A 25624-nucleotide genomic window follows, 5' to 3' on the forward strand; every position below is an offset into this window, starting at 1 on the left:
TGTACTCACCCTCTCGGGCTTTCCTCCGGGCGCTTCCCTTCGGTCTTGCGTTTCCGACTCTATCAGATCCTTTTCTCGACCTGACCCCCAGTCAGTGGGGTTTGTCTTTCCGGCCGCTGGGCCGTTCCGACGTCTCAAACCTTAGCGGATCCTCCCGGCGATTCCCAATCGGGCCGCCGAGCCCATAGCGGAATTGAATTCAGGCACGCCGAAAGCAACCCCGCAGGGAGATCGTGCTGATGGTTTGGTTTGCCGCTGTCGCGGCGGGAGGTGCTACCGCAGAACCGTTACGGCCCCGCGGCAACCCGAAGAACTCTACGGATCGACGAGGGGCGTGTCAAGCGACCCCTGTCAAGATCTTTTCAGGAGGGCCTAGTCGAGGTCACTGAGGCGGCCGCCCGCGTCCGGCTGGGCGTCTTCCACGCGGCGCAGCAGTCGGGTGAGGACCTCGTCGAGGAGGGTGCGCTCGGCGGGGGTGAGGTCCTGGAGGAGGTCCTCCTCGAAGACGGTCGCCAGACGCATGGCCGCCAGCCACTTCTCCCGGCCGACGGGGGTCAGCTCGACGATGACCCGGACCCGGTTGCTCTCGTCCCGCTCTCTGGTGACCAGACCCTCGGCCACCATGCGGTCGATGCGGTGGGTCATGGCCGCGGGGGTCAGACCGAGGCGCTTGGCGAGGTCGCTGGGACCCATGCGGTAGGGGGCGCCGGAGAGGACGAGGGCCTTGAGGACTTCCCAGTCGGTGTTGCTGATACCGAGCTCGGCGGTCTGACGGCCGTAGGCGACGTTCATGCGGCGGTTCAGCCGGGAGAGGGCCGAGACGATCTTCTCCACCTGGGGGTCGAGGTCCCGGAACTCGCGCTGGTACGCGGCGATCTGCTCTTCGAGCGTCGGCTCGGGGAGGTTGGATGTGTCGCCCATCACCGCAGTATGACACGCCTGCTTTGCTTCTAAGCCCTTCGAGATGTAGTCTTTAGCTTCGAACTTTAGCTTCTAAGTCTTCAGCCTTCAGGTCTGACTGGTGAGTGGGGTGAACGTGACCAGGGCGATGGGCGCGGCGATGCGCCGGATCCACGTGGGCAACGCGCTCAGCGCGTTCGGGCTCGGCTTCACCGTCCCCTATCTGTACGTCTATGTGGCGCAGGTACGGGGGCTGGGTGCCATGACGGCGGGCAGTGTGCTCGCCGTGTTCGCCGTGGCCGCGCTGATAGTGCTGCCGTTCGCCGGGCGGGCGATCGTCCGGCGTGGCCCGCTGCCGGTGCTGGTCGCCGCTCTGGTCACCGCCGCGGTCGGGGCGCTGAGTCTCGGGCTGGCGGGCAGTCCGGTGAGCGTGTTGCTGTCCGCGGCGCTGCTGGGGGCAGGGCAGGCCGTGATGCAGCCCGCGCTGGCGACCATGATCGTGGACTGCTCGTCGTCGGAGACCCGGTCTCGGGCGTTCGCGATGCAGTTCTTCCTCCAGAACCTCGGGCTCGGGGTCGGTGGGCTCATAGGAGGCCATCTCGTCGACGCGACCCGGGTCTCCTCCTTCACTCTGCTGTTCGCGATCGAGGCGGCGATGTTCCTGCTGCTGGTGGTCGTGATGGCGACGGTGCGGATGCCGCGTGCGCCACGGGTCGGTGAGGCCCCCGCGCTGTCGGCGCGCGGGAGCTGGAAGCAGCTGCTGGGCAACCGGGCCATGGTGCAGCTGTGTGTGCTGGGCTTCGTGATGTTCTTCGCCTGCTACGGGCAGTTCGAGTCGGGGCTGAGCGCGTACGGCGTCGAGGCGGCGGGGATATCGACGTCCGCGCTGGGGACGGCGCTGGCGGCGAACACCGCGGTGATCGTGGTGGCGCAGTTCGCCGTGCTGCGGTTCGTGGAGCGGCGGAGGCGGTCTCGGGTGATCGCGGCCGTGGGGCTGATCTGGGCCGTGGCGTGGCTGGTCGCCGGGTACGCGGGGCTCGGGCACGGCAGCCAGGAGATGGCGACGGCCGCGTTCGTGTCGACGTACGCGCTGTTCGGGCTGGGGGAGGCGTTGCTGTCGCCGACCGTGGCGCCGTTGGTGGCCGATCTCGCGCCGACGGGGATGGCGGGGCAGTACAACTCCGCGTTCGCCCTGGTGAAGCAGTTGGCGTTGGCGGTGGGTCCGGCGGTGGGCGGGCCGATGGGGGCCGCGCTGCACGGGCCGTATGTGGTGACGTTCCTGTTGTTCTCGCTGGGGATCACGGTGCTGGCGTTGCGGTTGGGGCGTCTGCTGAGCGTGGTGCAGGACCGGCCGTCGGCGGTGCGCAGCCGGGTGGTGACGCGGGGCGGGGCGAGTGTGGAGCCTGTCTCCGCGGAAGCCTGAAGGCGGCGCCCGCCGGTAAGTGACCGGCCGCGGGCCGGGACCGTGCGGGTCTGCCCCGGCCCCGACCGGGCCGAACGGTGTCAGCGGAGTGCGGTGACCAGGACCGCGGTGAAGGGAAGGGTGGCGGTGCCGTCGGGGGCTTCGTAGTCGGCGAGGCGTTCGGCCAGGTCCTGGCCGGCCTGGATCATGGTGTCCTGGCCGGTGGTGGTGAGGGACCGGGTCCAGGGGACGGAGGCCATCTGGCCGGGGATCCACTCCTTGAGCGGGGGTGTGTGGACGTCGCGGCTGATCTCACGGGCGGTCGCGTCGTGCAGGCCCGCGTCGGTGAGGGCGGTGGTGAGGCGGTCGGTGGTGCAGGAGAAGGCGGTGCGGAAGGCGGCGGTGTCTTCTGGGGCGGCGTACTGCTTGAGCACCTCGTGCTGGGCGGCGAAGTAGGGGGAGCGTTCGGCGGGGGCCCAGACCGTGAGGGCGAGGCGGCCGTCGGGGCGCAGCACGCGGGCCGTCTCCCGGAAGGCGGCGGTCAGGTCGGGGAAGAACTGGGCGCCCTGCTGGCAGATCACGGTGTCGAAGGACGCGTCCTCGTAGGGGAGCCGGTCGGCTGGGGCCAGGGTGAGTTCGAGGTCGGGGTAGACGTGGGGTGCCTTGGCGTGGGCGACCTTCAACATGCCCTCGTTGATGTCGGCGGCGGCGACATGGCCGGTGGGCCCGACGCGGGCCGCCGCGGCGCGGGCCACGAACCCGGTGCCGCAGGCCAGGTCGAGGACCTGGGCGCCGGGGTACAGATCGACGGTGTCCAGCACGGTTTCGATGAACGGCGCCATCATCGGCGCGATGAAGTGCTCATAGCGCTCGGGGGCGCTGCCCTGGAGTTGGAAGCCCGTTTCGTCTGGCATGGGACTGCTACTAGCACCGGATGCGGGAGGTGCCTAGGTGGCGCGCGGGAGGACGAATTCGCACCACACCGCCTTTCCGCCGCCTGGTGTGCGCCGGGAGCCCCAGTTGGAGGCGATGGTGGCGACGATGGCGATGCCCCTGCCGGACTCGTCGGCGGGTTCGGCGCGGCGGCGCCTGGGGAGGTGGTCGTCGCCGTCGGTGACCTCGACGATCAGACGGCGGTCGGTGCGCCGGAGCCGTAGCCGCATGGGTGGGGTGCCGTGCTGGAGGCTGTTGGCGACGAGTTCGCTGGCGGCGAGGACGCCGAGGTCGTGGAGTTCGGTGGGGAAGCGCCAGCTGGTGAGGACGCCGGAGGCGAAGGCACGCGCGCGGGGGGCGGCTTCGACGCCGCCGAGCAGGTCGAGGGCGGCGTTGCGGAAGAGGTCGCCGTCGGGGCCGGTGCGGGCGGGGTGCTGGAGGACGAGGACGGCGACGTCGTCGTCGTGGTCGGCGGTGACGCCCGCGGAGCGCATCAGGCGGTCGCAGATGACCTGGGGGGTGCCGATGGCTCCGGCGAGGGCGTTCTCCAGGGCGGCGATGCCGTGGTCGAGGTCCTCGTCGCGGCGTTCGACGAGGCCGTCGGTGTAGAGGACGGCGGTGGAGCCGGGGGCGAGCGGGATGGAGCCGGAGGAGTGCATCCAGCCGCCGGTGCCCAGCGGCGGGCCGGTGGGTTCGTCGGCGCGCAGGACGACGCCGTGCTCGTCGCGGACCAGGATGGGCAGGTGGCCCGCGGAGGCGTAGACGAGGCGGCCCTCGTTGGGGTCGTGGACGGCGTAGACGCAGGTGGCGATCTGGTTGGCGTCGATTTCGATGGCGAGGCCGTCGAGGAGTTGCAGGACCTCGTGCGGGGGGAGGTCGAGGCGGGCGTAGGCGCGGACGGCGGTGCGGAGCTGGCCCATGACGGCGGCGGCACGGACGCCGCGGCCCATGACGTCGCCGATGACGAGGGCGGTGCGCCCGCCGCCGAGGGTGATGACGTCGTACCAGTCGCCGCCGACGGCGGCTTCGGTGCCGCCGGGCTGGTAGGTGGCGGCGATGCGCAGGTCGTCGGGCTGTTCCAGTTCCTGGGGGAGGAGGGAGCGCTGGAGGGTGACGGCGGTCTCGCGCTGGCGGCGTTCGCTGGTTCTGAGGCGGTCGGCGGCCTCGGCGTGGTCGGTGACGTCGGTGGCGAAAACGAGGACTCCGCCGACGCTGGCGGCGCCGTCGCCGTTCTCGCTGACGGGGGTGCAGGTGAAGGTGTAGGAGCGGCCGTCGGTGGCCTTGCGGGACTTCAGGGTGCGGGGTCTGCCGCTGCGCAGGACCTGGTCGAGGAGGGGCAGCAGGCCCAGTTCGCTCAGTTCGGGGAGGGTGTCGCGGGCGGGTTCGCCGGTGGGGCGGGTGCCGAAGGCGGTGGCGTAGGCGTCGTTGACGTAGGCGAGGCGGTGGTCGGGGCCGTGCACCAGGGCGACGAGGGCGGGGACGCGGTCGAGGACCTGGCGCACCGGCAGTTCGTCGACGGCCCGGGTGGGCGGGGGTTCGTCGGTGAGTCGTTCGGCGCGGGCCGCGGGCACGGAGCCTTCCCCCCGGCGGTCGGGGGCGGTCGCGTGGTCGGTCCGCGCGGCGGCGCGGCGCTGCGTTCCGGGGAGCCGGGCGCTCCAGCGCGTGAAGTTCACGAATCCTTGCCTCGTGTAGTCGTCGTCGGCCGGCTCCGGACCCGGCCGGGGCCCTGGGGAGCCGCGCGGCGGTCGCCGCACGGTGTCACAACCCCCGGAAGATGCAGCACTTGGGAACAGTCTCGTGGGTTTGGGAGGGGCGGGTGGTGGTCCGTCCCCCTGTCAGTCGTGGACCAGTCTTGCAGTCCGGGTGACCGGGCCGACATCCGTCAGACGCCGGGGTGGCCGCCAGAGTTCCTGGGTCGGGTCAGGACGACCCCTTCGGGTCGTGGGGTGGGTCGTTAGGAGACTTTCCCCCGGCCGCGAGTTCGAACTCCGCTCGGGGGTGTTCGAGTGAGCCGAGGGAGACGATCTCCCGTTTGAAGAGCGCCGAGAGGGTCCATTCGGCCGCCACGCGTGCCTTGCGGTTGAAGGTGGGGACGCGGCTGAGGTGGTAGGTGCGGTGCATGAACCACGCGGGGAGGCCCTTCACCTTGCGGCCGTACACGTGGGCGACGCCCTTGTGGAGGCCGAGGGAGGCGACGGAACCGGCGTACGCGTGGGCGTACGTCTCCAGGGGTTCGCCGCGCAGGCTGTGGGCGATGTTGTCGCCGAGGAGGCGGGCCTGGCGGACGGCGTGCTGGGCGTTGGGGGCGCAGTCGCGGCCGGGGGCCTCGGCGGTGAGGTCGGGTACGGCGGCGGCGTCACCGGCGGCCCACGCGTGCGCGTGCCCCTCGACGGTCAGCTCGGCGGTGCACTTCAGGCGCCCGCGTTCGGTGCGGGGCAGGTCGGTGGCGTCGAGGAGCGGGTGGGGTTTGACCCCGGCGGTCCACACGACCGTACGGGTGGGGAAGCGCTGTCCGTCGCTGAGGACGGCGACGCGGTCCGCGCAGGACTCCAGGCGGGTGTTGAGGAGGACCTGGATGTTGCGGCGGCGCAGTTCGGTGACGGTGTAGCGGCCCAGCTCGGCGCCGACCTCGGGGAGGATGCGGTCGGACGCCTCGACGAGGATCCACTTCATGTCCTCGGGCTTGATGTTGTGGTAGTAGCGCGCGGCGTAGCGGGCCATGTCCTCCAGTTCGGCGAGCGCCTCGACGCCCGCGTAGCCGCCGCCGACGAAGACGAAGGTGAGGGCGGCGTCGCGGACGGCGGGATCGCGCGTGGAGGAGGCGATGTCCATCTGCTCGATGACGTGGTTGCGCAGTCCGATGGCCTCCTCGACGGTCCGGAAGCCGATGGCGTGCTCCGCGAGGCCGGGGACGGGGAGCGTGCGGGAGACCGAGCCGGGCGCGAGGACTATCTCGTCGTACGGCAGCTCACGCGGGCCGGTGCCCTCGTCGTCGGTGGCGAGGGTGGTGAGGGTGACCGTCCGTTCGGCGTGGCGTACGGAGCGGACCTCACCGACGATGACGTCGCAGCGGTCGAGGACGCGGCGCAGGGGGACGACGACATGGCGGGGGGAGATGTTCCCGGCGGCGGCCTCCGGGAGGAAGGGCTGGTAGGTCATGTAGGCGTCCGGGGTGACGACGGTGATCTCCGCCTCGCCCCGGCGCAGTTCCTGCCTGAGCCCGCGCTGGAGGCGCAGGGCCGTGTACATCCCGACGTAGCCACCGCCGACAACGAGAATGCGCGCACGTTCCTTCACCATCCCATGACGCACCCGCCGCTCGACTTTGTCCACAGCCCCGGCGATTCGTATGACTGGAGGCCGGGTCGGGCCCGGGTTGGCCGGTTTACCGGTGCGCGGGGCGGCGGTGCAGGTCAGAGGGTGTGCGGAGGGGGTTGTGCGGGGGCGCATTCCGGGCGTATGCGACCCGTACTCCGATCGAGGGGCGCTCCGTGCGGAACCTGCCCCTTCTGAATTGACTGTCTCTCAACTATGTTCGTGTGTCGACGGGGTGTAGGGGGATGCGCCCATCGGGTCCGCGACGGGCGGGCCCGGGGTTCAGGCCCGTTCCGCGCACTCCGGCTTTCAATGGCGGGGAGTCTCCGGGGGGAGACGTCATTACCGGGGGATTTCGTATGCACATGCAGGACTCTCGTTGGTCTACCGCTTCTGCCGTCGCGCCTGGTGGCCCGATCGGTACCGCGGCGGGCGGTGGACGCGGGGACGGCCCGCGCCAGGCGCCGCTGCGGGTGGACGCACAGCGCAACCTGGAGCACGTACTGCGCGCGGCGCGCGAGGTCTTCGGCGAGCTGGGGTACGGCGCGCCGATGGAGGACGTGGCGCGGCGCGCGAGGGTCGGCGTGGGCACGGTGTACCGGCGCTTCCCGAGCAAGGACGTCCTGGTCCGGCGGATAGCCGAGGAGGAGACCTCCCGGCTGACCGACCAGGCACGCGCGGCGCTCGGGCAGGAGGACGAGCCGTGGTCGGCGCTCTCCCGCTTCCTGCGCACCTCGGTGGCCTCCGGCGCGGGGCGGCTGCTGCCGCCGCAGGTGCTGCGGGTCGGGGTCGCGGAGGAGGGCGGCGCGGCGGACGTGTTCGACGCGGCGCGGGTGCCGCAGCAGCGGGTGCAGCCGGGCTCCGGCGAGCTGCGGCTGGTGTCCGACGAGGGCGCGGCGGGTGCCGCGTCCCTGGCGGAGGACACCGGCGCGGCGGCGTTGCTGGAGGTCGTGGGACAGCTGGTGGAGCGGGCGCGGGCGGCGGGCGAGCTGCGGCCGGACGTGTCCGTCTCGGACGTCCTGCTGGTGATCGCCACGGCGGCGCCCTCGCTGCCGGACGCGGCCCAGCAGGCGGCGGCCTCGGCACGGCTGCTGGACATCCTGCTGGAGGGACTGCGGTCCCGCCCGGCGTGAGGACCAGGCGCCCTCGCCTCGTCTGCCGTCCCGGGAAGGGCCCGTCGCGCCTTCCCCGGGACGGATGACGTCTAGTACGGCCGTGCGGCACGTCCCCACGGACGAGTGGATGGGTCATCCGCGCGTGTCCCGGCCGGAAACCGGTGTGGCACGCTGACCCGGTGTTCTTGAGGGCTGGGCAGGCGGCGGGGGGCTCGCGCGATGAACAGTGAGCGACACGACGGACCACCCGGGGGCGGCGAGGAGCCGGACGCCCACGGCCCGGCAACACCCCAGGTACCGCAGCAGGGCGGCCGGGCGGACGTCCCACGGCGAAGCGCCCCCGCTCCCGAGACGCCGGACCCACGGAACGCACCGGGCGCTCCCGGCGCCAGGGACGAGGACCCCCTGGTCCCCCAGCAGCGCGACTGGCGGGAGAGCAGCGTCCTGCCGCCGCCCAGGGAGCTGCCGCCCTCCGACACCGAGCTGATCGCGCGGATGCGCGGCGGCGACGACACCGCGTACGAGGAGCTGTACCGGCGCCACGCCGACGCCGTGCGCCGCTACGCCCGTACCTGCTGCCGGGACGCGCACACCGCCGACGACCTCACCGCCGAGGTCTTCGCCCGGATGCTCCAGGCGGTGCGCGGCGGTTCCGGCCCCGAGCACGCCGTACGCGCGTATCTGCTGACCACCGTCCGCAGGACCGCCGCCCGCTGGACGCACTCCGCGCGGCGGGAGCAACTGGTCGACGACTTCGCGGTGTTCGCCACGCAGGCCGCGCGCGCCTCGGAGGTGTCCGGCGCGGACACCCTCGACCTGGGCGCAGACGTCCGCGCGATGCACGAGGCCGAGCAGTCGATGGCGATGCGGGCGTTCAGGTCGCTGCCGGAGCGCTGGCAGGCCGTGCTGTGGCACACCGAGGTCGAGGACGAGTCGCCCAGCGAGGTCGCCACCCTCTTCGGGCTGGACGCCAACGGCACGCGCGTGCTCGCCAGCCGGGCCCGCGAGGGCCTCAAGCAGGCGTACCTCCAGGCCCACGTCAGCGCCGCCCTGGCCGACGACGAGGCGTGCGCCCGGTACGCCGACCAGCTCGGCACCTACGCCCGCGGCAGGCTCCGTACCCGCGCGGAGCGGGGGCTGCGCAAGCATCTGGAGGAGTGCGCCAGGTGCCGTCTCGCCGCCAGCCAGATCGAGGAGGTCGCGAGCGGCATCCCGGCGGTCGTGCCGGTCGCGGTCATCGGCTGGTTCGGCGCCGCCGGGTACGCCAAGGCGGCCGGGCTCGTCGCCGGTGGCGCGGGAGCGGGCGCGGCGGGCGCCGCGGGGGCGGCAGCGGCGTCGGGCGGTTCCTCCGGCGGGGCCGGGGGCGGGGCGGCGGCCTCGGAGGGCCTGGGCGCACCGGCGAAGGCCGGTATCGCGGCCGGGGTGGTCGCCACGGCGGTCGCGGTGGTGGCGCTCGCGCTCACCGGCGCGGAGGAGTCGCCCGAGCGCCCGGTGGCCGAACCGCCCGCCTCGGCCCCGGCGGCCCAGCCGGACCCCCCGGCACCGACCCCGCAGAAGCCGACGCCGAAGCCGAAGCCCCCGCCGGTCGAGCCGGTGGCCGCCCCGACCCCGCCCCGGACGACCCCCAGTCCGACCCCGAGCCCCACCCCGACGCCGAAACCAACCCCCACCCCGACACCCACACCCACACCCACCCCCACGCCGACCCTCGCCCCGACACCGCCGCCACCCCCACCTCCCGCTCCGACGGCCTACCAGTGGAGCGAGCTGGCCTACGACTCCACCGGCGACGGCACCAAGCCCGAGATGCGGCGCGCGGAGAGCAGCTGGGTGTGGCAGCGCGACGGCCTGTCGATCGCCGGGCAGCGGTACGCGCGCGGGGTGACCGTGCACGGCGAGTCCTCGGTCACGATCGACCTGAACCGCCCGTGCACGGCGTACGACGCGCTCGTGGGCGTCGACGACATGACGATGAAGCTCGGCAAGGTGTACTTCTCCGTCTACGCCGACGGCACCCGGCTGTGGCGGTCCGGAATGGTCAAGGGCGGCGATCCGGCGGTACCGGTGCACGTGAACCTCGCCGGCCGGGAGACCGTACGCCTGGTGGTGGAGCCGCACAGCCACTTCGACCCGGTGACGCTGGCGGACTGGGCGGACTCCAAGTTCACCTGTGCCTGAGGCGTGTCGCGAAAGTCCCGCCCGCCGCCCGGCAACCCTGGGGAGGACACGGCGACCGCCTCCCGGGTCACGCTCCGGAGGCGAGCGCCCCCCGCCTCGGCTGGATGCCCGCCGGTACCGCACGCGCGCGTGCGGGGGTGCCGGTCCAGCAGGTGCCGCGGCGGGCGAGGAGGCGGTGCAGCCACAGCTCCAGGGAGACGAGGTCGGCGAGGCCGTCCAGGGGCAGCGGCTCCCCCTGTACGGCGCCCCGCAGCGCCTTGCGGACGACGCGGGCCTCGACGAGCCCGGCCTGCGCGAGCAGCGGCGTGTCGAACAGGCCCATCAGCGGCTCCACGGCCAGCCGCAGTCCCGCGCGGGCGGTCGCCGCGGCCGGGGCCTGGGAGGGGGCGCCCCAGCCGGACGGCAGGTCGGTGACGCCGGCGCCCTCCAGGACCGTACGCAGGATCGCGGCCCGCGCCCCCGGTTTCACGCGCAGCGCCTCCGGGAGGGCGCGGCAGGCGCGGACGACCTGGTTGTCGAGGAACGGGGTGTGCAGCCGCTGGGAGCGGATCTCGGCGGCCTGTTCGAGGACGCGCAGGTCGGCGGCCGCACGGGCGAGCGCGGCGCGCGCCCGGAAGTCGCCGGGCCGCTGCCCCGGGCCGATCCCCGACCTGCTGGTGGCCCCGTGCAGACGAACCGATACTTCGGCGAGCGCCTCACCGGTCAGCCAGCGCGCCGCGGGTCCGGGCCTGGCCCAGGTGAGCGCGGCGAGCGACGCCGCCACTGCGCCCCCGGGTTCGTCGAAGCGGCGCTGCCGCAGCCGCTCGGCGAGGTCTTCGAGGCCCGCGCGGTACGGCGTCCGGGCGAGTCGTCGGGCGGCGGCGTACACGCGCGCGGGGACCATCACCGAGCCGTCCGCCTTCGCCAGCGCGGCCACCGGCCGGACGAGGTGGCGCCGCTGCCGGTCCATCAGCAGGTCGGCCAGGCGCGCGGGGTGGGCGTCCAGGACCTGCCGGGCGCCGTACCCGGTGAAGTGGTCGGCGCTGCCCGCCGCGAGCCGGGCGCGGTGCCGGGCGGCCGTGACCAGGCTGGGGGCGGGCTCGTCGGTCAGCGGGCCGTCCAGCTCGGCGTACGGCAGGGTCTCCTCGGCGCCGGTGACGACGACGTGGTGCAGCCGTGGGTTGGCGGCGAGCGCGCCGGCCTGCTCCAGCTCGGCCTCGCGCCCGCCCACGGCCAGGTCGTTGAAGGTGACGGCCAGCAGCCGCTCCCCCGCGCCCGTGCCGTGCCCGAGCACGGTGCCCGGCAGCCCGGGCAGCCCGGCCGCCAGCAGCGCCAGCGTCCCCGAGGCGGGCCCGCCGGACAGGTCGGCCCCGATCCCGGGAGCCGGCATCCCGCGCGCGGCACGCCGTTCGGCGGGCCCCATGCCCGGTACCGGCCCGGGGTCGATGTCCGGGACGTGCCGGGGTGCGGAGAGCCGGGCCCGTACGGCGTCGACGAGCGCGTCCCGGACGTCGGCCACCGCGCGGTCGGGGTCGGCCGGGGGTGCCGCCACCGCCAGCGAGGCCACGGGCTCGTACCCGGCGATCTCCCGGGCCCCGGTACGCAGGATCAGCGCGTGCCCCGGCGGGACGCGCCGTACGCCGTCGTACGGCGTGGAGTCGTGCACCGCGGCCGGTACGTCGGGGGCGGCGAGCAGCGCGGCGAGGTGCCCGAAGTCGAGGTTGGCCTCGATGAGGTCGGCCAGCGGCAGCGCGGCGGTGGCGTAGGCGGTGCCGCCCGCCCACGGGGTGTGGAACACCGGCCGGGCGCCCGCGATGTCACCGCAGACGGTGATCCGCCGCCCCACCTGCACGACGACGGTGTAACTGCCGGGCCAGGCGGTCAGATGCCGAAGCGCCCCACCGCGCGCGGTGAACAGCCCGAGCCGCAACTCCTCGTCGCTGGCGCCGCAGACACCGAGGACGGCGATCCGGTTCTGTTCGTCGGCCCTGACGACGCGCACCTCGTCGGGTCGCCAGTCGCCGACCGCCCAGAGCGGATCGGGGTCGCCCCACAGGAGTTGGGAGCCGACCGGGTGCAGGGTCTCACCGTCGTATCCGGTGGCACCCGCCGAACCGAGCGCACCCGTTCCCGCGGCGGTGCTGCTCCAACCCACCAACCACCGCATCGCCGCCTCCACAGGCTGTGGACAACCAGTGCACCGTACGAACCGGTTCCCCATGCTGCCACGAAGGGCGCGCTGGAGCGGGTCGGCGGCGCCGCTCGCGAACCCCGGAGTGCGCCCCGCGCACCCACGGCCGCCCCGGCGCGCTCACCACCCCACGCGCACGGCGGCGTCAGCGACGACGAAGGGACCACCGCGCGCGCGACGACGAACTACCGCGAGAGGCAGCGGAGTTGATGGAGAAGTCATCCACGGAGCAACAGAATCCAGCCGCCGCCACGGCGACTCGAATGCGCCCCCAAACGCTCCCCTAAAACTTCCAACGCGCCCTCAATTCCTCTGGTGAGAGGGCTGATCACCCACGTGTCACGGGGTCGATTTTCGGCCAAATCCTGATCGCGGCACGCCGCGAGACCGCCCTCCGTGCACGCTCCGTACATGCTCTGCGCATCGCCAGCGACGCGCGGTCCGGGAGGCGGACACCGCCCCCCGGACCCGTCCGCCGCCCGCGGGGATGAAGGCGGCGGTGTCCCCCAGCCCACTGGATCCAGTACAGCGGGCCGACCCACGCAGAGCCATGGAACCGCTCCCCGGATGGCCGGAGTAGAGCGCACACACAGGCGCACGGCCACACACCAGGGGCACACCGCAACCGTGCGTGCGCAGCCCGTACTCGCGTGCGGACCACAATCCCGCCATCCGGAACAATGCCTCTTAACGCATGGGATGCGGCGAACTACGCTGGGTTTACGAATGCCGCGTGGTTATGCCAGCGCGGCAGCCGTCTGTGTCGAGGGGTGGCGCATGTCCAGGGAGCAACGCGGGCCGAACGAAAAACTCGGCGCCGTTCTCGCCCTCGCGGGAATCAGCAACGCGGGTCTCGCCCGACGCGTCAACGATCTTGGCGCACAGCGGGGCCTGACTCTTCGCTACGACAAGACGTCGGTGGCGCGCTGGGTGTCGAAGGGCATGGTGCCCCAGGGCGCCGCGCCCCACCTCATCGCCGCCGCCATCGGCCAGAAACTGGGCCGCCCGGTCCCCCTGCACGAGATCGGCCTGGCGGACGCGGACCCGGCACCCGAAGTGGGCCTCGCATTCCCCCGGGACGTCGGCCAGGCGGTCAGGTCGGCGACCGATCTGTACCGCCTCGACCTCGCCGGACGCCGCGCGGGCTCCGGCGGCATCTGGCAGTCCCTCGCCGGTTCCTTCGCGGTCAGCGCCTACGCGACGCCCGCCTCCCGCTGGCTCATAACCCCGGCCGACAGTTCGGTCGCCCGGGACGCGAACCCCTCGGAGGGCTCCGGCGCACCGCTCAAAGTCGGCCACAGCGACGTCCAGAAGCTACGGGAGGCCGCCGAGGACGCCAGACGCTGGGACTCCAAGTACGGAGGCGGCGACTGGCGTTCGTCCATGGTCCCCGAGTGCCTCCGCGTGGAGGCGGCCCCCCTCCTCCTCGGCTCCTACTCCGACGACGTCGGCAGGGCTCTGTTCGGCGCCTCCGCCGAACTGACCCGCCTGGCGGGCTGGATGGCCTTCGACACCGGCCAGCAGGAGGCCGCCCAGCGCTACTACATCCAGGCCCTGCGCCTCTCGCGCGCGGCCGCCGACGTCCCCCTCGGCGGGTACGTCCTGGCATCGATGTCCCTGCAGGCGACGTACCGCGGCTTCGGCGACGAGGGCGTGGACCTCGCCCAGGCCGCCCTGGAACGCAACCGCGGCCTCGCGACGGCCCGCACCATGAGCTTCTTCCGCCTGGTCGAGGCCAGGGCGCACGCACGCGCGGGAGACGCCCAGGCGGCGGGCGCCGCCCTGAAGGCGGCCGAGGGCTGGCTGGAGCGGGCCCGCCCCGGCGACAGCGACCCGTCCTGGCTCGGCTTCTACTCCTACGACCGCTTCGCCGCCGACGCGGCCGAGTGCTACCGCGACCTCAAGGCCCCCCGACAGGTCCGCCGCTTCACCGAACAGGCGCTCTCCAAACCCACCGAGGAGTTCGTCCGCTCCCACGGCCTGCGCCTGGTCGTCTCCGCGGTCGCCGAACTGGAGTCGGGCAACCTGGACGCCGCCTGCGAACAGGGCGTCCGCGCGGTCGAGGTCGCCGGACGCATCTCCTCCGCCCGCACCACGGAGTACGTCAAGGACCTCCTGCACCGCCTGGAGCCCTACGGCGACGAACCCCGCGTCGTGGAACTCCGCGAACGCGCCCGCCCCCTCCTCATGGCCCCGGCCTAGCACCCGCACCCCACCCCCACCGGGTTTGAAGGCATTGTCAGTGGCGCAGTGCACTATCTGAGGGGGAGGTGGTGCGGGTGGCGACCCCGACGCTGGTACATGACTGCGACGTCCTCGTGATCGGCGGCGGCATCATCGGCATGTCCACGGCGTACGCCCTCACCCGAGCCGCCCCCGGCACCAGAGTCACCGTCCTGGAGAAGGAGAAGGCCCCCGCCCGCCACCAATCAGGCCACAACAGCGGAGTCATCCACAGCGGCATCTACTACCGCCCCGGCTCCCTCAAGGCCCGCTACGCGGTCCGCGGCGCCGCCGAGCTGACCAAGTTCTGCGCGGAGTACGACATCGCCCACGCCGTCACCGGCAAGCTGATCGTCGCCACCGACCGCACCGAGCTGCCCCGCCTGCACGCCCTCGTCCAGCGCGGCCGGGAGAACGGCATCCCGGTCCGTGAACTGGGCGCGGCACAGATCCCCGACCTCGAACCGGCCGTACGCGGCATCGCCGCCATCCACGTCGGCACGACCGGCGTCTGCGACTTCGTCGGCGTCACCCGCCAGCTCGCCGACGCCTCCGGCGCGGAGATCCGGTACGGCGCCCAGGTCGTCCGCGTCGACCGCCGCCCCGCCCTCGGAGTCGCGGTCCGCACGGCCGACGGCACGGTGCTGCGCGCACGGGCGCTGGTGAACTGCGCGGGCCTGCACGGCGACGAGGTGGCCCGGATGGCGGGCGACGACCCGGCCACGCGCATCGTCCCGTTCCGGGGCGAGTACTACACCCTCGACCGCCCTGACCTGGTCCGGGGCCTGGTCTACCCGGTACCGGACCCGGCCTTCCCCTTCCTCGGCGTCCACCTCACCCGCGGCATCGACGGCACGGTCCACGTCGGCCCCAACGCGGTACCGGCCCTCGCCCGCGAGGGGTACCGCCGGGCCGACTTCAGCGCCCGCGACCTGCGCGGCGCGCTTGCCGACCCCGGCGTGTGGCACCTCGCCCGCGAGCCCTGGCGGTACGGCGCGGGGGAGGTACTGCGGTCGCTGTCCAAGGCCGCCTTCACCGAGGTTGTGCGGCGCCTGCTGCCCGACGTCCGGGCCGCCGACCTGACGCCCGCGGCGGCGGGGGTGCGGGCTCAGGCGGTCCTGCGGGACGGCAGCCTGGCCGACGACTTCCTCATCCACGAGGGCCCACGCACGGTCCACGTCCTCAACGCCCCGTCTCCTGCGACGACGGCGGCCCTGCCGGTGGGGCGGGCGGTGGCGCGGAGGGTCTTGCGGGTGCTGGGGTCGGGCTGAGACGCGCTCACGCTGCGCCGACAGGTGCCCGGCGCGGGTGCTGGCGCCGGGTGGCGGCCCGCGCGGCCCGGCGCTACGGGGTACCTCCCCCAAGCCCTCGCCTTCGCTCAAGCAGGGGGACCCCATCACCCCAACGGCACGACGGCCCACGGCGACGGCAGATGTGGCCCTCTCCGCCAAGCCGCTGCCGGGTGGGTCCCGCCCTGGCTGCGGGCCGGCAGACGGCTGCCCGCAGCGAGGGCGGATCTGGGCGACGGCCCGCAGCGAGGGCGGATCTGGGCGACGGCCCGCAGTCGCCGTACGACGGAAGGGGACGTGTCGGGGGGTGTCCGCCCGCAGTGGTTCGCGCGGAAAACCCCGCACACCCCTCACCCCACAGCCCGCGCGGTTCCGAGGACGGACACCCCCCGGCACGGCCCCGCACCACCCCCCGGCAGACAGCGCTACCCCAGCCACCCACCAAACAGCCACAGGCCGCCGCAGGCATCACGCGCCGTAAAATCGGTCGCATTGTGTCTGAGTCGTTGAGCAACCACCCCACCACCCCCACGCCCGCCCCCCGAGCGAAGGACGAGCCGCGGTTCCCCGACGGCCCCAAGGCCGACCCGGCGGGCTCGCACTTCGAGCGCCGTATCCGCAGCTTCCAGCCGCGCAGAAGCCGCGTGACCACCGGCCAGGCCGAGGCCCTGCAGCGCCTGTGGCCCAAGTGGGGCCTCGACATCGACGGCCACACGGTCATCGACCTCGCCGACCTCTTCGGCAACGACCACCCCGTAGCCCTGGAGATCGGCTTCGGCATGGGCGAGGCCACCGCCCAGATGGCCGCCGCCGACCCCCGCACCAACATCCTCGCCGTGGACGTCCACACCCCCGGCCAGGGCAACCTCCTCAACCTCGCCGACCGCAACAGCCTCACCAACATCCGCGTGGGCAACGGCGACGCCATCATCCTGCTCCGCGAGATGCTCGCCCCCGACTCCCTGGACGCCCTCCGCGTCTACTTCCCCGACCCCTGGCCCAAGAAGCGGCACCACAAGCGCCGCCTGATCCAGCCGGACTTCCTCACCCTCGCCGCCACCCGCCTCAAGCCCGGCGCGCTGGTGCACTGCGCCACCGACTGGGAGCCGTACGCCGAGCAGATGCTCGACGTCCTCACCGCGCACCCCGACTTCGAGAACACCCAGCCGGACGGCGGCTTCGCGCCCCGCCCCGCCCACCGCCCGCTCACCCGTTTCGAGGGCCAGGGCCTGGACAAGGGTCATGTCGTGAACGACCTGCTCTTCCGTCGCGTACCGCGCCTACAGCACACTGACCTGCCCCACCCCGGCGCCTGACCACCGCGGACAGCGCCCCACCCCCGTTAGGGTCGATGCCGTGGCCACCAGTCCCGCGTACCAGACGTACGGAACGTACCCGGCGTACCCAGCCCCCCGCCCCCGCTGGTGGCACCGCGCCTGGGTCCGCTACGGCGCCCTCTTCACGCTCCTCGCGCTCTCCGGCCTCGTCATCCTCGCCCTCGTCCGCAGGGAGACCGGCACCGACGGGTTCCTGGTGGGGCTCGGCCTCGCCGTCCTCCCCGTCCCCCTCCTCGTCACCGCCTTCCGCTGGCTCGACCGCGTGGCCCCCGCCCCCTGGCGCAACCTCGTCTTCGCCTTCGCCTGGGGCGCCTGCGCCGCCGCCCTGATAGCGATCGTCGCCAACAGCTTCGCCACCCGCTGGATCGCCACGACCACCGCCGACCCGGTCGGCGCGGACACCCTCGGCGCGACGGTGATAGCCCCGGTCGTCGAGGAGTCGGCGAAGGCCGCCGCCGTACTCCTGGTCTTCCTCTTCCGCAGGAGGGACTTCACCGGGATCGTCGACGGCGTCGTCATAGCCGGTGTCACCGCCACCGGCTTCGCCTTCACCGAGAACATCCTCTACCTCGGCACCGCCTTCGGCACCGACCAGCTCACCGGCGGCAGCGGCATCGCGTCCGTCACCGCGGCGACGTTCTTCGTGCGCATCATCATGTCCCCGTTCGCGCACCCCCTGTTCACCGTCCTGACCGGCATCGGCTTCGGCATCGCCGCGCTCGGCGCCGACCGGCAGCGCGTGCGCCGCGTCCTGCTCCCGCTGTCGGGGCTACTGCTCGCGATGGGCACGCACGCCCTGTGGAACGGCTCGGCGTCCTTCGGCCCGTACGGCTTCTTCGCGGTGTACGGCCTGTTCATGGTCCCGGTCTTCGGCCTGCTGGTCTGGCTGGCCGTCTACACCCGCCAACGCGAACTGCGCACCGTACGCGAGGAACTGCCCGTCTACACCGCCGCGGGCTGGCTCACCCCGGCCGAGCCGTACGCGCTCGGCTCCCTGCGGGCGCGCCGCCTGGCCCGCGGGTACGCCGGTCACCACCTGGGCAAACCGGCGTCGCGCACGGTGGCGCAGTACGAGGCGTACGCGACGGCACTGGCGTTCCTGCGGCACCGGGCCCGCCGCGGCCGGGCCGGGGCGGACTTCGCCGTACGGGAACGGGAACTGCTGCACGAGCTGTGGAGCCGCCGGGACATCGCCTACCCGGCCCTGGACCACGCGGCGCGCATGACGGCTCCGGTGCGTCCGGTGTACGGATGGGTGCCGACGCAGACGCCCTACGCGGCCTATCCGGCTCAGCCGGCTCAGCCGGTCCACAATCCCTACCAGCACTGAACCGGCAGCCCTGACGTCGGGGGGTTGCCGTCAGGACCGCCGGGGATCAGGGTGAAGCGGGGGTGGAAGCGGAGTAGGGGGATGCCGCGAGACGCTCGCTCAGGGCGTGAGCCCCTTGCCCTGGAGCCAGGCCATCGGGTCGATCCCGCCGCCCCCGTCCGGGTGCACCTCCAAGTGCAGGTGCGGCCCGGTGACGTTGCCCGTCGCGCCCACGCGCCCGATGACGTCGCCGGTGGTCACCTTCTGACCGACGCTGACGCTGATCGACGACTGGTGGGCGTACCAGATCTCGGTGCCGTCATCGAGGGTGAGGACCGTCTTGTAGCCGTACGAGCCGTCCCACCCGGCCTGCGTGATCGTGCCGCTGTGGACCGCCTTGATGAGCGTGCCCGTGGGCGCGGCGAAGTCCAGGCCGGTGTGGTAGCCGGAGGACCACATCGCACCGGCCTGACCGTAGGTCGAGGTGATCGTGTACGAGGAGGTCGGCAGCGTGTACTGCCGGGCCAGCTCGGCGAGCCGCTCGGCCTCGGCCTTCTTGCGGGCCTCTTCCTCCGCGGCGGCCTTCTCGGCGGCGGCCTTGGCCGCGGCCTCCTCCTCCGCCTTCTCGGCGGCCTCGGCGGCGGCCTTCGCTGCGGCGGCCTCGGCGGCCTGCTGCGCCTTGGTGTCGACCTGGTCCTGCTGCTGCTCGGCCTGGGCCATGATGCGGGCGCGCAGTGCCTCACCGGCGTCGGTGGTGCCCTCGGCGGTGTCCGTGGTGGTGACGCCGACGCCGCTGAGCGGGGTAGCGGCCTCTTCGGCGGGCTCGGCGGCGGTGTCCTCGGAGTCGTCGTCCGAGAAGGGGGAGCCGACGGAGGGCAGGTCGGGTATGGAGATGGAGACCGGCGGCTTGCCCGTCTGCGCGGTGGCCATGCCGCCCGCGCCGACGGCGGCTATGACGCCGACGCCGAGAACGGTGGAGCTGCGGGCGAGGCCGCCGCCGCGCTGCTTGCTGACGCGGTGCCGTCCGCGTACGGGGCGGATGGAGTCCGCGGTGGGGTTCCACTCCTCCCAGGGGCCCTCGTCGGTGCGCTCGCCGCCGTAGACGACGGTGTCGACGGTGTCGACGGTGTCGACGGGACGGACGGAACCGGGGTCGGAGCCGAAGGCAGCAGGGGTGCCAGGCCGGTTGGACGCCACGTAGGCGTACTCCTTCCTTCCTTCTTCGCCTACCGGGTTAGCTGACGGGTTCGGAGCAGGAAGGTCTCCTACGCGCGTAAACCAGTCGTACTTCTACGGTGGTTGACGCGCGATTCACCCCAGGGTGGTGGTTCCCCGGTTCCCTCGCGGGATTCGGCGCGTGCGCACGGAGCCGTCTCTTGTGACGGCTGGGACGACCGCGCTGCGTTATCGGACGTTAATAGAACCGGGGGCTGAATTCCAAGCCGTTCCGCTTGATCATTACCGAACGCTGGGGGACGTACGGGGCCATGAACGGCGAAAATCGGGCGAGTTGGCCGGGGATTGGGTTCCTGACTGTATGTCAGTTGTTATGCGGAGGGCGTTCGAGGGGTCACGGGTTGTGACGGGGGGCGGGCGGCCACGCCGGGAGATGTGAAGTCGTACGCCACAACGCTTAGGGCCGGAATCCATGTACTGGATTCCGGCCCTAAGCCTTCAGTAGCGGGGACAGGATTTGAACCTGCGACCTCTGGGTTATGAGCCCAGCGAGCTACCGAGCTGCTCCACCCCGCGGCGTTGACACCAGTGTACGCCATTGGCGGGGGGCCCAGCACACGCCTTTATCCGGGGTTGTTCGCGTGGGTCAGGGTCTCCCAGGAGACGAAGCGGCCGTCGGCGCCTGCGGGGCGGGTACGGCGGGCGAGTTCGCGGGCGTCGTCGAGGGGGGTGTCGCCGTCGCCGGTGTCGTCGAGGCGGTGGTCGAGGTGGTTGAGGACGACCTCCAGGTGCGGGCCCATGTTCCGGTCCGCCTTGCCTGCGCAGAGCCAGGCGGGGGTGGGGCCGGTGCGGCGGAGCTGGTGGCGGGCGTGCAGGGTGAGGGTGGCGGTCAGGCGGTCCTTGAGTTCGTCGTAGAGGTCGACGCCCTGGTGCCAGGCGGTCTCGGCGATGTGGGCGGTGGCGGCGAGGGAGTAGCCGACGTGGCGGAAGTCGTGGCAGGTCTCCTGGGTGAGGCCGTCCTTGTACGTCTTCTGGCCGAACCAGTACGTGGAGATCTCGGCCGGGGTGTTGATGGTGCCGCCCTTCGGGGGGCGCGGGCGGGGGCCGTCCTTGGCCAGGTAGAAGTAGGCGGGGACGCGGGCGCGGGCGCGGGCGAGGGCGTCGTCGAAGGTCTGGTGGTCGTCGAGGAAGACGGCGATGGCGAGGGCCGCGTTGGTCATGGCGAGGTCCCAGTTGCCGTTGAAGTCGGGGACGCGGGCGGTGACCTCGGGGAGGTGGGCCGTGCGGAGCATGTCCTCGAAGCGGCGTACGCGGCCCTGGGGCCAGCCGGAGTCGGGGGTGTACCGGATGATCTCCGCGGCGCGGGCCCAGGTGGCGCCGGACCAGGCGGCCTGGAGGGCGGCGTTGCCGCCGGTGTGCCGTTTCAGCTTGGCGGACCAGGCGTCCATGATGGCGGTGGCCTTGGCGGCGTGCTGTTCCTTGCCGGTGACGGTGAAGAGGAGGGCCTGGGTGTAGGCGGCGATGGCGTCGCGGCGCTCGGCTCGGCAGCCGGGGCCTGGTCTGCCGTTGGTGGGGCAGGAGACGGTCGCGGAGGGCTTCGGGGTGTAGCGGTACGAGCCGTACTCGCTGTCCCGCATGTCGAGGTACGCCTTCAGCCAGGGCTGTTTGCCCGCGGTGACGTTCTCGCGGACGGCCTTGAGCTGTGACTTGCCGACGAGGATGCCGGGGTGGGTGAAGTCGGCGTCGGGGGGTAGGGCGCGGGCCATGCTGCGGGCCTCGGAATCCAGACTGCCGCACCCGCCGAGCAGCCCGGCGAGACAGCTGACGACCACCCCGAACACCACACTCCGCGCCATCGACCTCACGCCCCACCACCTCCGCACTGTCCGCCAGCCTGTCCCTGGCAGCGTGCCCCGCCGCGTGGCGCCGCGCAGGTCCATTGCTCCAGATGCACGCCTGCGGCGGCCTGTGGCTGTTTGGTGGGTGGCTGGTGTGGCGCTGTCTGCCGGGGGGTGGTGCGGGGCCGCGCCGGGGGGTGTCCGTCCTCGGAACCGCGCGGGCTGTGGGGTGCGGGGTGTGCGGGGTCTTCCGCGCGAACCACTGCGGGCGGACACCCCCCGACCCGTCCCCTTCCGTCGTACGGCGACTGCGGGCCGTCGCCCAGATCCGCCCTCGCTGCGGGCCGTCGCCCACATCCGCCCTCGCTGCGGGCAGCCGTCTGCCGACCGAGCTGTGGGCCGTCGTGCCGCCGGGGCCATGGGGGTACCTCCTGCTCGAAGAGCTTGGGGGAGGCACCCCGCCGCGCCGGGCCTCGCGGCCATCCCCCGGCGCCAGCAGCCCCGCCGGCACCCCCACCTACCGCCCCGCAAAACCCCGTCAACCCACCAAGTGTCGGTTCGGCGCCACCGCCGCCCCCTCGAACTCCGGCAGCAGCACCACCTGCGCCCCCTCCCCCACCAACACCCCACGCCCATCCGCCCCGGCGACGAACGTGTCCGGCTCCCGCCACCCCGTAACCACCCTCCGCACCCCCGCGTCAAGAATCAGCCGCGCACATGCCCGAGGACGCGACGCCCGCCGGGCGCAGGGCTCCAGGCTGCTGTACACCGTCGCACCGGCCAGCCGCAGCCGCCCCACGTCCCCCACGTCCCCCACGTCGATCTTCCCCAGCGCCGCCTCCTCCGCGTGGACGACGGGATCTCCGCCCTCCCGGGAGTAGCCGCGGGCCAGCTCGGTGCCGTCCGCCGCGACGACCACCGCCCCCACGCTGAAGGCCGTGTCCGACGGCGGGCACAGCGCCGCCAGCTCGCAGGCGAGCCGCAGCCAGTGGCGGTCGGCGGCGTTGGGCAGCGACCCGGCGCCGGGGGCGGTGGGCTCGTAGCGTAGGAGGACCGTGTCGCCGAGCGGCCGGGTCTCCCGCAGGCGCAGTCGGCCCGCCTGGTAGGACCCCGGCCCGAAGAGGCGCGGCGCCGTCGGCTCGCCGACGAAGAGCGGGGCGACGGCGAGCTGGAGTTCGTCGGCGAGGCCCTGCTGGAGGAGCTGGGTGTGGACGGTGCCGCCGCCCTCGACCATGAGGCGCCGTACGCCGCGCACGTCGTGCAGGTGCGTCAGCAGCTTCCGCCAGTCGACGTCGGGCCCCAGGGGGACGACGGAGGTGGTGGCGGACAGGTCGGGGGCCCGCTCAGCGCCCTTGTCCGTGGTGTAGAGGATCTTGGCGCCGCCCGTGTGCCAGAAGCGCGCCGCCAGGTCGAGGTCACCGGAGGCGCTGACGGTGACCTTGAGGGGGTACTCCGGCTGGCCCGCGGCCCGGCGGGCGGCGCGGCGGGCGGCGGAGTTGACCAGCAGGCGGGGGTTGTCGGCGCGGATCGTGCCGGCGCCGACGAGGATGGCGTCGACGGAGGCCCGTACCTCGTCGACCCGGTCGAAGTCGGCGGGGGAGGAGAGGAGGAGGCGGTCGGGGCCGTTGTCGTCGAGGTAGCCGTCGAGGGAGACGGCGGCGGACAGCAGGACGTGGGGGACGGGCATCGGCGGTAGCCACCTCTCAGGTGGTGTGATTCAAGTTTTAAGCAAAACTACCCTGGGCGTATGACGACTCGCTGGCTCACCCCTGAGGAACAACGTGCCTGGCGCGCGTTCACGGCCGCGACCCACCTCCTGGAGGACGCCCTCGACCGCCAGCTCCAGCAGGACGCCGGGATGCCGCACCTCTACTACTCCATCCTGGTCCATCTCTCGGAGGCCCCGGAGCGGCGGCTGCGGATGACCGGTCTGGCGGAGCGGGTGAAGATCACCCGCAGTCGGCTGACGTACGCCGTGGCGCGGCTGGAGCGGGACGGGCTGGTGCGGCGTGAGGGGTGCGCGTCCGACCGGCGGGGCAGTCTCGCGCTGCTGACGGAGGACGGGATGAGCGCGCTGGAGCGGGCCGCTCCGGGGCATGTGGAGACCGTGCGCGGTGCCGTCTTCGATCAGCTGGACGAGGAGCAGGTCGCCCAGTTGGAGGAGATCTGTTCCCGTATCGCGGGCGGGCTGCAGGGGGACGGGGGGACGGGGTGCGCGTCGTCCGGGGATCTGCCGTGGCGGCGGAGGTCCACCCCCTGCAAGTGAGGGGACGAGGGCCACTCGGCTGTCGCTTCAAAGCTCAAGCATGGGGGGTCTCGGATCGCCCAGGTTGCTTCGCACCGCCACGGTGATCGCCGCGAACGCCAGCAGCGGCGCGAGCACCGCGGTGGCCGTGATCAGGATGAGCCTCCCCGGCTCCCTCATGCCGGTACCCCACGCGCCTTCGTCGCCCCCGCTCCGCTCTGTGGTCCCTTCCCCGCCCCCGCCACCCGAACGGCCCACACCGGTGGCCGTGCCCCGCCCGGGCGCCGAGAGTCGAACCACCCGCGCCGTCCGCCGCGCCGGAGTGGGGATCCGCCATCAGGCCGCAGGGAGAACCGCCATGAGCCAGACGACCCACCCCACACCCCCGCCGTCCGCACCGAGGTCCGGCGGCTGGGCCACCGGCGGCACGCTCTTCGCCGGTGTGCTGCTGTTCGTGGGGGGTGTCCTCGGCATCCTGCAGGGCATCGCCGGTATCGCCAAGGACGACGTGTACGCCGCCATCGGCGACTACGTCTTCAAGTTCAACCTCACCGCCTGGGGCTGGATCCACCTGATCCTCGGCGTCATCCTGGTCGTCGTCGGCTGGGGCCTCCTGAGCGGCCCCGCCACCTGGGCCCGCGCCAGCGGTATCGCCCTCGCCGCCCTGAGCATCGTGGCGAACTTCCTCTATCTGCCGTACCAGCCCTGGTGGGCACTGATCGGCATCGCCATCGGTACGTTCGTCATCTGGTCGTTGGCGCAGACGGCGGCGCCGTGAGCCCCGCTCCGGATGACGTCCGGAACGGGGCGACCTGATCCCGCTCAGAACCGCAGCAGGCGCTGGGTGACCTCCCGGTACCGCCGCAGGGCCTGGTGGAGTTCGGCGTCCCCCGTCTCGGGGTCCTGGTCCTGCCAGCCCTCGCGGAGGGCGCGTCGCTGTTCGGCGAGGGCCTCCATGAGCTGGGCGGCGGCGTCGTCGAGGGCGCCCTCGGCCTCCTCCAGGGACTCACGCGGGGCGTCGGGGAACGTGTTGACGGCCCGTCCGAGGCGCCGGAGGATCTTGTCCCCCGCCTCCGCGGGGATCAGCGGTGCCGGGCCGGAGGCACGGTGGCCCGTGGCGTCGCGGGGCTGGTTCGCGGGCTGTTGGGCACGTGTCTGGTCGTACATCATCAAGTACCGCTTTCCTGTGCGTCGTGCCGGACGTCCGCGGCACCACGACCCTGAGCCGTGCCACCGCCCACCGTCCGGCGCCTGCCGGTGCCAGCGCGATACCGCCTGCGACGGGCCGCGATGGTGACACAGGCGGGAGTACGGCGGAGAGGCCGGGGACTGTCCGTCCCCCGGAACCCGGGCTGGCCCAGAAGCGCCCCCTCGCGTTCCGCTCCACCAGACCCCCATCCTCGCACCGCGCGTCCCGCCGCGTCAGGGGCGGCCCTGAACCCCGGGCCAGCCAGCGGCATCCAGTCCGCAGACGGCCCCCTCACAGGACGCGGCCCCGGCCAGAAGAACTGGTCGGGGCCACGTGAATCGCTGGTCAGGGGCGCAAGAGGGGCCCTGACCCCGTAGGCCGATCGACCGAGGGTACGACGGCCGGCGCCCCCTGATGGAGGACCGTGTTGCCGGAGCGGTCATCCTGCGCCATGTCCCCGGCTGCGACCCCACAGCCTGGTACCCCGAGTACGCCCTCCCCAGCCGCCCCCTACTTCCCGCCGAGCAAGCCTGGTCGACCCTCATGGATCCGAAAGCCGCGGCTGAACTCCTGAACGAAGACCGAGCCGGAGCCCTCACCCGGATGTCGTCCTGGGCCGATGACCACCGAACCAAGGAACGTGCTCGTGCCGGATCCCTCACGGCACACGCGGATCGGCTCCGGGAACTTGCCGACCGCCTCGACGGCCTCACCAACGCCTTCAACGCCACAAAGGGGACCACGCCTGCGGCGGCGAACCCTAAGAAGAGACTCGGTGGCTGAACAAGCCACCCTGCCTGTTGGCACACCCGCTCACGCAGACGGACTCCACACATGGCATGGCCCCGGCCAGGACGACTGGCCGGGGCCACGAAACCGCTGGTCAGAGCCACAAGACGGCCCTGCCCTCGGTAGGCCCTGTGGGACTCGAACCCACAACCAATGGATTAAAAGTCTTCGAACCCCTCAGACCAGCCACTTCCGGCGAGTACCGCCCTCTGCCGG

Annotated in this window: 18 protein-coding genes, 1 tRNA gene and 1 riboswitch; of the genes, 9 read left to right on the top strand and 10 right to left on the bottom strand. The window is 72.9% G+C overall.

Going from position 1 to position 25624, the window contains the following annotated elements; translation table 11 throughout:
• Nucleotides 1-372: 372 nt before the first annotated feature.
• On the bottom strand, nucleotides 373-921 hold the full coding sequence (locus ABZ659_RS33495) for a MarR family transcriptional regulator (protein WP_360227938.1): 549 nt from the start codon (nucleotides 919-921) through the stop codon (nucleotides 373-375).
• 127 nt (nucleotides 922-1048) lie between these two features.
• On the opposite strand from ABZ659_RS33495, the gene ABZ659_RS33500 reads away from it, so the two are divergent.
• Nucleotides 1049-2323, top strand: a complete 1275-nt coding sequence (locus ABZ659_RS33500; RefSeq protein ID WP_360227982.1) for an MFS transporter — start codon at nucleotides 1049-1051, stop codon at nucleotides 2321-2323.
• Between the two features lie 80 nt (nucleotides 2324-2403).
• Here ABZ659_RS33500 and ABZ659_RS33505 read toward each other — a convergent pair whose 3' ends face one another.
• The 3 genes from ABZ659_RS33505 to ABZ659_RS33515 form a co-directional block, all read right to left on the bottom strand.
• Nucleotides 2404-3216, bottom strand: coding sequence for a methyltransferase domain-containing protein (locus tag ABZ659_RS33505; protein WP_360227941.1), 813 nt, complete (start codon nucleotides 3214-3216; stop codon nucleotides 2404-2406).
• Between the two features lie 33 nt (nucleotides 3217-3249).
• Nucleotides 3250-4908, bottom strand: a complete 1659-nt coding sequence (locus ABZ659_RS33510) for a SpoIIE family protein phosphatase (RefSeq protein ID WP_360227944.1) — start codon at nucleotides 4906-4908, stop codon at nucleotides 3250-3252.
• Between the two features lie 247 nt (nucleotides 4909-5155).
• The gene (locus ABZ659_RS33515; protein ID WP_360227946.1) at nucleotides 5156-6535 is read right to left on the bottom strand and encodes an NAD(P)/FAD-dependent oxidoreductase; all 1380 of its coding nucleotides are present in this window, start codon (nucleotides 6533-6535) and stop codon (nucleotides 5156-5158) included.
• A gap of 374 nt (nucleotides 6536-6909) precedes the next feature.
• On the opposite strand from ABZ659_RS33515, the gene ABZ659_RS33520 reads away from it, so the two are divergent.
• A complete protein-coding gene (locus tag ABZ659_RS33520; protein WP_360227949.1) occupies nucleotides 6910-7683 on the top strand; it encodes a TetR family transcriptional regulator in 774 nt (257 codons plus the stop codon).
• Between the two features lie 201 nt (nucleotides 7684-7884).
• Entirely contained in the window at nucleotides 7885-9843 is a 1959-nt protein-coding gene (locus ABZ659_RS33525) for a sigma-70 family RNA polymerase sigma factor (RefSeq protein ID WP_360227952.1), read from the top strand.
• Between the two features lie 67 nt (nucleotides 9844-9910).
• Here ABZ659_RS33525 and ABZ659_RS33530 read toward each other — a convergent pair whose 3' ends face one another.
• A complete protein-coding gene (locus ABZ659_RS33530; protein WP_360227955.1) occupies nucleotides 9911-11989 on the bottom strand; it encodes an asparagine synthase-related protein in 2079 nt (692 codons plus the stop codon).
• A gap of 801 nt (nucleotides 11990-12790) precedes the next feature.
• Here ABZ659_RS33530 and ABZ659_RS33535 point away from each other — a divergent pair.
• The 4 genes from ABZ659_RS33535 (at nucleotide 12791) to ABZ659_RS33550 (ending at nucleotide 18192) form a co-directional block, all read left to right on the top strand.
• Nucleotides 12791-14215, top strand: coding sequence for an MFS transporter (locus tag ABZ659_RS33535; RefSeq protein WP_360227958.1), 1425 nt, complete (start codon nucleotides 12791-12793; stop codon nucleotides 14213-14215).
• 140 nt (nucleotides 14216-14355) lie between these two features.
• Nucleotides 14356-15507 carry an L-2-hydroxyglutarate oxidase gene (gene lhgO / locus ABZ659_RS33540; protein ID WP_360227985.1) on the top strand — a complete coding sequence of 384 codons (1152 nt, stop codon included), beginning with the start codon at nucleotides 14356-14358 and terminating at the stop codon, nucleotides 15505-15507.
• Between the two features lie 512 nt (nucleotides 15508-16019).
• Nucleotides 16020-16841, top strand: a complete 822-nt coding sequence (gene trmB / locus ABZ659_RS33545) for a tRNA (guanosine(46)-N7)-methyltransferase TrmB (protein WP_360227961.1) — start codon at nucleotides 16020-16022, stop codon at nucleotides 16839-16841.
• A gap of 40 nt (nucleotides 16842-16881) precedes the next feature.
• Entirely contained in the window at nucleotides 16882-18192 is a 1311-nt protein-coding gene (locus ABZ659_RS33550) for a PrsW family intramembrane metalloprotease (protein WP_360227964.1), read from the top strand.
• A 99-nt stretch (nucleotides 18193-18291) separates the two neighbouring features.
• On the opposite strand, the gene ABZ659_RS33555 is transcribed toward ABZ659_RS33550, so the two are convergent.
• The 4 genes from ABZ659_RS33555 to ABZ659_RS33570 all read right to left on the bottom strand — a co-directional run bounded on the left by ABZ659_RS33555 (nucleotide 18292) and on the right by ABZ659_RS33570 (nucleotide 22872).
• Nucleotides 18292-19368 (bottom strand): M23 family metallopeptidase, encoded by a 1077-nt coding sequence (locus ABZ659_RS33555; RefSeq protein WP_360227967.1) that lies wholly within the window; start codon nucleotides 19366-19368, stop codon nucleotides 18292-18294.
• Nucleotides 19369-19379: 11 nt separating this feature from the next.
• Nucleotides 19380-19537: riboswitch (cyclic di-AMP (ydaO/yuaA leader) on the bottom strand.
• 312 nt (nucleotides 19538-19849) lie between these two features.
• Nucleotides 19850-19923, bottom strand: a tRNA-Met gene (locus ABZ659_RS33560).
• Nucleotides 19924-19970: 47 nt separating this feature from the next.
• The gene (locus ABZ659_RS33565; protein WP_360227988.1) at nucleotides 19971-21203 is read right to left on the bottom strand and encodes an alginate lyase family protein; all 1233 of its coding nucleotides are present in this window, start codon (nucleotides 21201-21203) and stop codon (nucleotides 19971-19973) included.
• Nucleotides 21204-21723: 520 nt separating this feature from the next.
• Nucleotides 21724-22872 (bottom strand): dihydrofolate reductase family protein, encoded by a 1149-nt coding sequence (locus tag ABZ659_RS33570; RefSeq protein WP_360227970.1) that lies wholly within the window; start codon nucleotides 22870-22872, stop codon nucleotides 21724-21726.
• Between the two features lie 60 nt (nucleotides 22873-22932).
• Between ABZ659_RS33570 and ABZ659_RS33575 the strand changes: the two genes are divergently transcribed.
• Nucleotides 22933-23451 carry a MarR family transcriptional regulator gene (locus ABZ659_RS33575; RefSeq protein ID WP_360227973.1) on the top strand — a complete coding sequence of 173 codons (519 nt, stop codon included), beginning with the start codon at nucleotides 22933-22935 and terminating at the stop codon, nucleotides 23449-23451.
• A gap of 337 nt (nucleotides 23452-23788) precedes the next feature.
• Nucleotides 23789-24208 (top strand): hypothetical protein, encoded by a 420-nt coding sequence (locus ABZ659_RS33580; protein ID WP_360227976.1) that lies wholly within the window; start codon nucleotides 23789-23791, stop codon nucleotides 24206-24208.
• Nucleotides 24209-24252: 44 nt separating this feature from the next.
• Here the strand turns inward: ABZ659_RS33580 and ABZ659_RS33585 are convergent, their stop codons facing one another.
• A complete protein-coding gene (locus tag ABZ659_RS33585; RefSeq protein ID WP_360227979.1) occupies nucleotides 24253-24600 on the bottom strand; it encodes a hypothetical protein in 348 nt (115 codons plus the stop codon).
• Nucleotides 24601-25624: the final 1024 nt, after the last annotated feature.

The sequence above is a fragment of the Streptomyces sp. NPDC006997 genome (genome assembly GCF_040635175.1).
Lineage (GTDB): Bacteria > Actinomycetota > Actinomycetes > Streptomycetales > Streptomycetaceae > Streptomyces.